Source organism: Mesorhizobium sp. M7A.F.Ca.US.005.03.1.1, from assembly GCF_003997975.1.
GTDB lineage: Bacteria > Pseudomonadota > Alphaproteobacteria > Rhizobiales > Rhizobiaceae > Mesorhizobium > Mesorhizobium ciceri.
In genome coordinates, this window is sequence record NZ_RZRO01000159.1 from 1 (window position 1) to 9,248 (window position 9,248).

7 protein-coding genes and 2 pseudogenes are annotated in these 9,248 nt (G+C 60.8%); 1 reads left to right on the top strand and 8 read right to left on the bottom strand.

What is annotated here, in order from left to right; genetic code table 11:
* On the top strand, positions 1-563 hold a 563-nt coding region (locus tag EN990_RS33840), incomplete at its 5' end, for an ABC transporter permease (protein WP_164766211.1).
* 10 nt (positions 564-573) lie between these two features.
* Here EN990_RS33840 and EN990_RS33845 read toward each other — a convergent pair.
* The 8 genes and pseudogenes from EN990_RS33845 to glyA all read right to left on the bottom strand — a co-directional run.
* Entirely contained in the window at positions 574-1,506 is a 933-nt protein-coding gene (locus tag EN990_RS33845; RefSeq protein WP_013529890.1) for an ABC transporter permease, read from the bottom strand.
* Positions 1,499-2,575 carry an ABC transporter permease gene (locus EN990_RS33850; RefSeq protein WP_127368540.1) on the bottom strand — a complete coding sequence of 359 codons (1,077 nt, stop codon included), beginning with the start codon at positions 2,573-2,575 and terminating at the stop codon, positions 1,499-1,501. Before EN990_RS33850 ends, EN990_RS33845 begins: the two co-directional genes overlap by 8 nt.
* Entirely contained in the window at positions 2,572-4,095 is a 1,524-nt protein-coding gene (locus EN990_RS33855) for an ABC transporter ATP-binding protein (RefSeq protein ID WP_127368541.1), read from the bottom strand. The genes EN990_RS33850 and EN990_RS33855 overlap by 4 nt, the downstream gene beginning before the upstream one ends.
* Before the next feature lie 32 nt (positions 4,096-4,127).
* Positions 4,128-5,147, bottom strand: coding sequence for a BMP family protein (locus EN990_RS33860; protein ID WP_127368542.1), 1,020 nt, complete (start codon positions 5,145-5,147; stop codon positions 4,128-4,130).
* Positions 5,148-5,526: 379 nt separating this feature from the next.
* Positions 5,527-5,718 (bottom strand): annotated as a pseudogene (locus tag EN990_RS33865) (aromatic ring-hydroxylating dioxygenase subunit alpha); the annotation flags it as partial.
* Positions 5,719-6,024: 306 nt separating this feature from the next.
* The gene (locus EN990_RS33870) at positions 6,025-6,816 is read right to left on the bottom strand and encodes an AraC family transcriptional regulator (RefSeq protein ID WP_013529886.1); all 792 of its coding nucleotides are present in this window, start codon (positions 6,814-6,816) and stop codon (positions 6,025-6,027) included.
* 500 nt (positions 6,817-7,316) lie between these two features.
* Positions 7,317-8,504: a porin gene (locus tag EN990_RS33875; RefSeq protein WP_127384705.1), complete on the bottom strand. Its 1,188-nt coding sequence runs from the start codon at positions 8,502-8,504 to the stop codon at positions 7,317-7,319.
* Between the two features lie 319 nt (positions 8,505-8,823).
* Positions 8,824-9,248: pseudogene (gene glyA / locus EN990_RS33880) on the bottom strand (serine hydroxymethyltransferase); the annotation flags it as partial.

Below are 9,248 nucleotides of genomic sequence, written 5' to 3' on the forward strand. Positions count from 1 at the left end.
GCATCAACGTCCCTGTTCTGTCCGATCTGCCGCTGATCGGTCCGTTGCTCTTCCGCTTCGATCCCATGGTCTACCTGGCTCTGGTGATGTTCGCTGCCATCAGCTGGTTTCTCTACCGCACGAAGGCCGGGCTGATCCTGCGAACGATCGGCGAGTCACCGCAGACATCGCATGCGATCGGCTATCCCGTGATCAGGATCCGCTACATGGCCGTGCTGTTTGGCGGGGCGATGGCTGGCCTGGCGGGCGCCTATCTGTCCGTCGCCTACACACCGCTCTGGGTCGAGAACATGACTGCCGGCAAAGGCTGGATCGCACTGGCGCTGGTGGTTTTCGCCACATGGCGCCCGCTGCGCATCCTGCTTGGCGCCTGGCTGTTCGGCGGCATGACGATCCTCCAGCTGCAGGGACAGGCGCTCGGACTGGAAGTGCCGTCCGAACTGCTCTCGGCCCTGCCCTATCTCGCGACAATCATCGTTCTGGTGCTGATCTCGCGAAACCGGCAAATGCTGGCGCTGCACTTCCCGGCTTCGCTAGCAAGGCCTTTCCGTCCGGCGGGTTGAGCAGCAGGGTCTATTCCCTGTTGTAGGGAATGCCGAGCGCCACCGGCTGATGGGTGCGCGACCGCAAGCCCGCAAGCAGCACAAGTGACGCCACATAGGGCAAGACGAGGAACAGCTGGTGGGGGACAGGAATCCCCACCACTTGCGCATGGATGCCCAACGCCTCCAGAAACGCGAAGATGAAGATCGCTCCAACGATCCGGAACGGCATCCAGTTGCCGGCGATGATCGCGACCACGACCAGCCAGCCGCGGCCGGCAATGAGATCGGGAACGAACTTGTCCGAATAGCCAAGCATCAGGAAGGCGCCGCCGAAGCCGGACATCATGCTGCCGAACATGATCGCGAGGCACTGCCTGAGGCCGACGTGCAGGCCCTTGACGTCAAGCGCCTTCGGATTTTCGCCGACACAGCGCACCTCAAGGCCGTATTTCGTTCGGTAGAGAAAGAACCAGACGAGGATGGGCACCAGGAAGCTGACATAGGTCAGCAGGCGTTGGGAAAACAGCACCGGCCCCAGGATTGGAATATCCGACAGATAGGGGATCGGAACCTGGTCGAAGCCGATGAAGGTCGGCGCCTCGCGGCCGCCAATATAGGCCTGGAACCAGAACAGCGTCACGCCCGATGCGAGAAGATTGAGGGCAAGGCCGGCTACGAATTGCTCGGCCTTCAAAACAATCGTGACGAACGACATGATCAGGCTGCTCGCGGCGCAGGCCAGGATGGCTATCGCCAGAGCCAGCCAAGGCGATCCGGTTGTCGAGGCAACCATGTAGGCGACAATGGCGCCAATCAGCATGGTGCCTTCGACAGCGATGTTCCAGATGCCCGCGCGCTGCGTGACGAGTTCGCCCATTGCCGAAAAAAGCAATGGCGTGGCAATGCGGACCATCGCCGCCAGGAGGCTTATCAGAAGCGGGCCCTGCAGCAGCTCAAGCATGGACTTCCCTCCTCACGATCTGAAGGCGCGTTGCGACGGCGGCACTGAGAAAGAACAAAAGCACCAGCCCTTCCATCGCCGACACCAGGCCTGCCGGCGTGCCACTCTTCAGCCGCATGTAGATCGTGCCGCTTTCCAGCGCGCCGAAGAACAGGGCGGCGATCATCACGCCGCTCGGGCGCAGTCCTCCCACCATGGCAACGACGATCCCCGAACTGCCGATGCCAAGCAGCGTCTCGGCACGCAGCCGGTGCGAGACACCGAAAAGCTCGCCGGCGCCAGCCAGTCCCGCCAGGGCCCCCGACATCAGCATGACGGTCAGCAGAAGCCCGCGCACATTGGTGCCGCGAAACGTCAGCGCGGTCGGGTTTGAGCCGAACGCGCGGATTTCGTAGCCCAGCGACGTCTTGTCGAGCAGCACCGCTGCGAATGCCGAGGCGGCGAGAGCGAACAGGAAGCCGACATGCAGCTTTCCCGCCCCAACGGACAAGAGGATCGGCCACTCCAGACTTGGATCGATGGGCGGCGACTGGTGATAGGATACGGTCACGCCTGTCGCCATCCAGGGGCCGCCATCGAGAAGGTAGGCGAGCAGGTACATGACGACGTAATTCAGCATCACCGTCGAAATGATCTCGCTGGTGCCGAACCTGGTTTTCAGTGCGCCGGCCAACAGGCCGAGCACGCCGCCGCCCGCCATTCCGGCCAGCGCGAGTGTGCAGACGGCCAGCCAGCCTGGCAATGGCGCTATCCAGAAACTCACCCAATAGGCGGCCATCGCGCCGGCGAACACCTGCCCCTCCTGGCCGATGTTCCAGATCTTGGCCCTGAATGCGAACACCGTGCCCAGCCCGACAAGCAACAGCGGGGTCGCCTTCGCCAGCGAACCGAGCAATGCGCCTTGGCTGCCGAATGCACCGACGATCAGGGCCGTGAAGGCCCTTGCAGGATCGCCGCCGGAAAGCCTCAGCAAAACAGCGGAAGCCAGGAGAGCACCTGATATCGCCGCCGAATAGCAGACGACGTTCCATCCCAGGCTGCTGCCCGAGCGTCGTTGAAATGAAATCATTGAATTCCCTGCGTAAGCTGGCTGGCATCGCCTGCCATCATCATTCCAAGTTCGAGGAGGCTGGTCTCCTCGGGTCGCACGATGCCCATGATCCGGCCCTTGAACATGACCGCTATGCGATCGCAAAGGCGCAGCAGGTCTTCGAGTTCCTCTGAGGCGAGCAGGATCGCAAAGCCCGCGGCCCGCTTTTCCAGGATTTTCTCGTAGACGAATTCGGAGGCCGCAACGTCGAGCCCTCGCGTCGGCTGGTTGGCCAGCAACAGCCGCCGCGCATGCTGGAACTCGCGGGCAAGAATGACACGCTGCGCGTTGCCCCCCGACAGTCGCTCCACCGGGAGGTCCGCCGAGGCGGTCGCGACCTTGTATTCGTCGATCTTGCGCCTCGCCAACTCAGCCAGTTTGCGGCGATCGAGGAACGGACCGCGACAATATTCCGGCGATCGCTGCCAGCCGAGGACAAGGTTTTCGGCGGTTCCGAACTCCGGGATCAACCCTTCGAGGAAACGATCGTCCGGAATGAAACCCACGCCGCTGTCGAGAATCTGGCGAGACGTCGGCGCGGTGACCGGGCTTCCTTCCAGCGAGAAACCGCCCGATTGAAGCGCGCGGACTCCCATCAGTACCTCGAACAGTTCCTTCTGGCCGTTGCCGGCAACGCCAGCCAGCCCGAGAACCTCGTTGGCGGCGACGGTAAACGTCACGTCCTTGAGGACATCCTCGCCCCATTCGCCAACCGCCGACACCTTTTCGACCGAGAGGATTTCTCCCGTCGGCGTGACGGAATTGTCCCTGACGTTTTTCGTCACCTTGTGCCCGACCATGAGGGCGGTAATCGCCTCGGCTGTCGTATTGGCGGTGTCCACCGTAGCGACGACCTTGCCTTTGCGCAGGATGGTGACCCTGTCGGATTGCATCACCTCGCGCAGCTTGTGACTGATCAGGACAATCGACAATCCACGCTTGCGCATCCCATCAAGGATGACGAAGAGCTGGTCGGATTGCTGCGGCGTCAGGACCGCCGTCGGTTCGTCCAGGATCAGCAGCTCGGCACCGAAATAGAGTGCTTTGAGGATTTCCACCCATTGCTGTTCACCGACCGACAATTGCCAGATTTCGCGATCGAGGTCGATGTCGATGCCGCAGTCCCTGCAGAGGCCGAGAACCCTGCGGCGGGCATCGGCCTTCCTCAGCAGCAACCCGACATCGGCACTGCCGACGATGATGTTTTCGAGCACGGTGAAGTTCGACACCAGCACGAAATGCTGGTGAACCATGCCGATGCCTAACCGCAAGGCATCGGCGGGAGAGCTCAATTCCACCACCTCGCCCTTGAAGCGTATCTCGCCGCTATCGGCTTTGTAGTAGCCGTAGAGGCAGGACGACAGCGTCGACTTGCCTGCCCCGTTTTCACCGAAAAGGCAGTGGATCTCACCTTTGCGGATATCGAGATTGACCCCGTCATTGGCAATGACGCTGCCAAATCGCTTGGTAAGGTTCTGAACGTTCAGCAGGTCTTCCATTGGGTCGCACCGGGCTGCCTGGTTGATGTGTCTTACTTCACCTCGGCGGTGTTGAGCGGAACGACAAACTTGCCGGAAAGAATCTCCTGCCGCTTGGCAGATATTTCGCCCTTCACCGCCTGCGGGATCTTGCCGTCGAAATCATGATAGGGTGCGATGTCGGTGCCGCCTTCGGCCATCGAAAACCATTTCGGTTCGGCGTTGCCATTGAATTGCGCACCGGCCTTGTGTTTCAGCCATTCGCCGATGATCCAGTTGAGATCGGGCTTCCAGCTGATGGTGGCGCTGGACGCAATGGCGTCGGGCGCGACCTTGCTCTGGTCGTTGATGTTGGCGAAGCACATGATCTTGTGCTCCTGGCAGGGCTTGAAATTGTCGGTCAGCATGAAAACGACGTCGGCGCCGGCCGCGATCTGCACATTGGCATGCTCAGCCGCCAGCGCATTGTCGGACCACGAGCCGATGAACGAAAGCCGATGCTGGATGTCCGGCCTGATCGACTTTGCACCCTCGAAGAACGCATTGATCTGGTCGTTGACGTCATTGGCTGGAAAGGTGCCGACGATGCCAACCATGCCTGTCTTGGTGGTATGGCCAGCCAGCATCCCAAGCAGGTAGGAAGGCTCATGCAGCCGCTTGTAGATCCAGTATTGATTTGGCCCGGCTGGGTGATTGCCGGAGCCGGTGACAACAAACATCAGGTCGGGGAACTCGACGCTCAGCTTCTGGACCTGGTCCGAATAGGTGCCATGGCCCCAGATGATGTCGTATTCACCACTCTCTGCGTAGAAACGCATGGCGTTCTCAGCATCGTCTCCGTACAGCGGATCGGTATGTTCCCATGCAATCTCCAGCCCCTCGGGCCTTTCCTGTTTCAGTTGCTCAAGCGCGTCGAGCAGCGTCCGGTCCCAGCCGACGTCAGGCAGGTCCTGCAGGATAACAGCCAGTTTCAGCGTCTTTGGGACATCCGCGAATGAGCGTACAAGCCCCGACAGAAGCAGGGCGCCCGCCGTGCCCAGGATTGCCGTGCGTCGCGTAATGGTATTCGTCATCGCTTGATCCTCTCATTCCAGTCCGAGAACTGTCCAATGCCGCCCTGTCGTCATCCGGATGTTCTTGTCTTTTCCGGTTGCCTACTTGGAGGCGGCGATCGCCTGGACAACGTCCCCATGGCGTTGTTGGCAGCCGGTCTTCCGGCTTAGGTCCGAAACTTCCACGGCGAAGGTCGGCTAACAATGGCTGCGATTTCTTTCGCGCATATCCACAATTAATCATGTCCGAAAATGCGCCCATGACTAGAGCATAGTGCCGAAAAGTGTGAAGCGGTTTTCACGGACAAACGGAAACCGTTTGTCCAGACATCATGCTCTATCTCTTTGATCTAGAAGCGGATTCCGATTTCAGGTCGATTCGACCTGAAATCATCCGGCTCTAGTGTGCGCCGATACCGTTGCCGGCCACGACGCCATAACGCAGGCCCCTTTCGCGCAGCCAGCGGCGGTAGGCGGCCGACGCGGCGTCGGCGCGGATCGGCACCTCGGAACGGGGATCCAGCGGCAGCCTCTTCGGAACCTGATTCTCCAGGATCGGCTTGTCCTGACCCAGGATGGTCTGATGAAATCGCCTCCTCGACACAGGCGACGACATGCCAGTCGTTGAGCGCAACGGGATCGAGATGAGAGAAATTGCTCATGGTGCTGTCCAGCCTGGAATGTCTGTTGTCGGTGAACGGATCTGGCCAAGGCGCGACCGGCAACCAGGTTGCAAGACATCGGTCCGTTGCCTGACGCCGGATCAACCCTGATTGCCCGACAATTCATTTGTGCCTGGAAACCGCCATGTCCGCTCTTGAGGAAAGCATATCGCCAGTTCACCCGCCGGTTCTGGAGGCAATGCTTGCCTCGTCACCCGGAGGCACGTGGGCAACCATCAGGCGTTGCGCTTCTGCTCTCTGAGCTCGGTCGGTGAACAGTCGAACGCCAGCTTGACCTGCCGCGAGAAATGATAGGGGTTCTTGTAGCCGACCTGGTAGGCGATCTCGCTGATCGACAGTCCTGTCCGCTGCAGCAGATGCGTGCCGTAATCGAGGCGGCAACGCCACAGATATTTGGCCGGCGTCATGCCGAGATGTTTCTTGAACGCCGAGACCAGATATTGCGGGCTGACGCGCACCTGCTGCGCCACCCGCTCGATCGACAGATCGGCGGCAAAGTTCTCTTCGAGGAAACGGCGTGCCTGCAGGATCGTCTGCGGGATCGGCCGCTCCGCCTCGATCACCTCGGCCTCGTAGATGAAGGCGTGGAGCAAGGCGTTGGTCAGCGACTCGCGAACACCACTGCGGCCGCCGCGCTCGCCGAGGCCAAGATCAACACCCAACTGCATGAGGGTGTGAACCATCGGCGAGGCGACGATGAATGGCGCGAACTTCTCGCGCTCCTTGTACAGCCACGCCGCGTTCTGCGGCCGGCCATCGCACCAGCTGACATGGGTCAGCGTTTCCGGCGCCACCGACGTCATGTAGCGATCACGCGTGAGCGACAGAGCACATTGTCCTGCCTCCAGTTGCAGGACGCTGTCATCCGCCTCGAGCGTCAGGGATCCGACGTGGACAAGCATGAAGGCCAGATAGTCGCCACCGATCGGCCCGTAGTCGCCGCCATTCTCATAGGTTAGTTCGCCGAAGGTGTTCTCGCGGCTAAGGTCGATCGGTGGCAGGCGCATATCGGCTTCCCCCTGTCAGACTGCCGGTGCCATGCAAGTGAAGTCGATCCGCGTTCCGGCTGCGTCTCCAATTGTCGAAGCTATGGCCTCGTGACGCAAGATACCGCCAATCAACCTGCTCATGGCGGCAGACCGATGCTTCCACGCGCACAGGCCCAGGCTAGCCGAGGCGATCCGCCAGGCGATCTCCAGAGAGGCCGCCCTTGAACGCTCGCTGGTCAACGGCTTGTCGAGATCGACGTCGAGCCGCGCTGGCCAGTTCCGCCTGCGCAGAGAGGTTCGTCCACCTCCTCCTCTTCGTCGTCACTCGGGTGGGATCACACTGGTGGACATAGCCGGAATGAAGGGCGCCTTGGTCAAAGGCGCCCTTCGCATCGGCGGCGCGCTTCGGTCCTGGAGGTACGGACTCAAGCATTTTGAGAGGAGCCACCCGATGAGCTCACTGGGCCGGCTTGCCCAGCGAGCATTCGTATATTTCGGCGAAGTGCTACAACAATCCGCTAGAAGTCACGCTGGAAGCGGAGGAGGCCGCCGACGCTATTCTCTTTCGTAGCGCCGACCCAGTTACGGTTGTCAATCTGGCCAAACTTGCCATCGTGGTTATAGTCAACTTCGGCCGTGACCGTGAAGCCGGGGACGACATCGTAGGCAACGTTTGCCGCGACACCGTAATTCTTGTCATCGTCAGCGGAAACCTGGAGATTGAACGAGGTCTTCTCGTTGAACTTGTAGGTGCCGCCTCCCCAGACTGCCCAGTTGCCGCCCCACTGCTTATAGAAGTTGCGGTCGATGTTCTTGTCGGTGCCGTAACCGGCCATCAAGAACAGAGACAGAGCGCTCGAAGCGTTCACGTCCAAGCGAACCTTGCCGGCATATTCTTCGAAGGTGCTGTCATAAGCAGCGACGCCCGTGATCGCGCCCCAGCCCTGCGTGTACTTCACGCCGCCGACGACATGCGGGACATAGCTGTCGATCGTGTCGTAACCCGAACTGATGTACGCGAAAGGCGGGACGCCGGTCGGGCCAGCGCTGCCGCTACCTTCTTCGAGGGAAACCACGCCCGACAAACCGTTGCCGAGGTCGAAGTAGTACTGGACGACGTTGCTGTCGAAGCCGCCATAGGGGACGATCGTGTCGTTGATGACGTTGCCGGCGTAACCGATGAAGGTGTCGAAGGCCGGGTCGTCCTTACCGACGCGCAGACCACCGATCTGGATCCAGGCGAAGTTCAGCGTAATGCCCGTGTTGCGGGCCTGCCAGTTGTTGCGGCTGTCGTTGGTCGTGGCCTGGTTGGCATAGTCGCCGAAGCTGTTGCCGAAGTTGAAGCGGGTCTCGGTGTAGGTCTTCAACGTGCCGAGTTCGGTTTCCTGGCCGGTCCAGGTCTTCAGGTTGAAGCGGGCATTCTTCCAGTAGGTCGAGTGGTCGTCTTCGCCCATGCTGTCAGGAACGTGATTGACGCCATCGAACGAACCGGCATCACCCACGCCGACGTCGTAGCGGACATAGCCGCCGATGCGCAGGCAGGTTTCGGTGCCGGGGATGTAGAAGTAACCAGCGCCGTAGACGTCGCAGATCTTGACGTATTCAGCGGGTTCCGGCTCGGCAACAACGACGGCGTCGGCGGCGCGCCCACCGGAAACTGCGATCAGAGCCGCAGCTGAGCCGAAAAGAAGGCTCTTAATGTTCATTTTCCTCTCCATTCAAAAGATCAAAAAAAGCCAGGGTATCTTTCGAGGCTGGCAACCCGCTCCCCGGAAAACGCCGCACCCATGGATCCAAGCTCCTCCTGCCGTCCGCAGCCGAAGGCGCCACTTCCGTCAATCGACGGAAATTGCTTGCAAAATGGCTCGAACGACAAACTTGGCGGTGGATGTATGCGGTGATTTCGCGATGACGTTAGGACAGGCGCAACTCGTCACGAATGGCGCTGCTACGCAAAATCATATCTGTGGCTAATGCCCTGTCCGCGGCAGCCATGTATCTGCCTGTGGCGCGCTCCCCGGATGGTCAACCGGGTCTGGGCTCGTAGATCGGGAATGCCTCGCAAAGCTCCTCGACCGACCGCCGAGCCGCCTTCTCCTGTTCGGCGCCCCATTGCGTTCCGACCGCATCCAGCACGTCGGCTATGAGATTGCCGACACGGGCAAACTCGCCCTCGCCGAAACCGCGCGTGGTGGCGGCCGGTGTGCCCAGCCGTATACCGGAGGTGACGGCAGGCGGCGCCGGATCGAAAGGAATGCCGTTCTTGTTGCAGGTCAGCCCTGCCCTGCCCAACGCCTCCTCCGCGTCCTTGCCGGACAGGCCCTTGCCGCGCAGGTCGACCAGCAGCAGATGCGTATCGGTTCCGCCGGAGACAATGTCGAATCCGCGCTCGCCAAGCGTCGCGGCCAGCTTTCTGGCATTCGCCACCATCTGCCGGGCATAGGTCTTGA

Excerpts from the sequence above, each read along its gene's own strand:
- EN990_RS33845 (WP_013529890.1), bottom strand. The coding sequence starts at position 1,506 with ATGCTTGAGCTGCTGCAGGGCCCGCTTCTGATAAGCCTCCTGGCGGCG.
- EN990_RS33850 (WP_127368540.1), bottom strand. The coding sequence starts at position 2,575 with ATGATTTCATTTCAACGACGCTCGGGCAGCAGCCTGGGATGGAACGTC.
- EN990_RS33855 (WP_127368541.1), bottom strand. The coding sequence starts at position 4,095 with ATGGAAGACCTGCTGAACGTTCAGAACCTTACCAAGCGATTTGGCAGC.
- EN990_RS33860 (WP_127368542.1), bottom strand. The coding sequence starts at position 5,147 with ATGACGAATACCATTACGCGACGCACGGCAATCCTGGGCACGGCGGGC.
- EN990_RS33870 (WP_013529886.1), bottom strand. The coding sequence starts at position 6,816 with ATGCGCCTGCCACCGATCGACCTTAGCCGCGAGAACACCTTCGGCGAA.
- EN990_RS33875 (WP_127384705.1), bottom strand. The coding sequence starts at position 8,504 with ATGAACATTAAGAGCCTTCTTTTCGGCTCAGCTGCGGCTCTGATCGCA.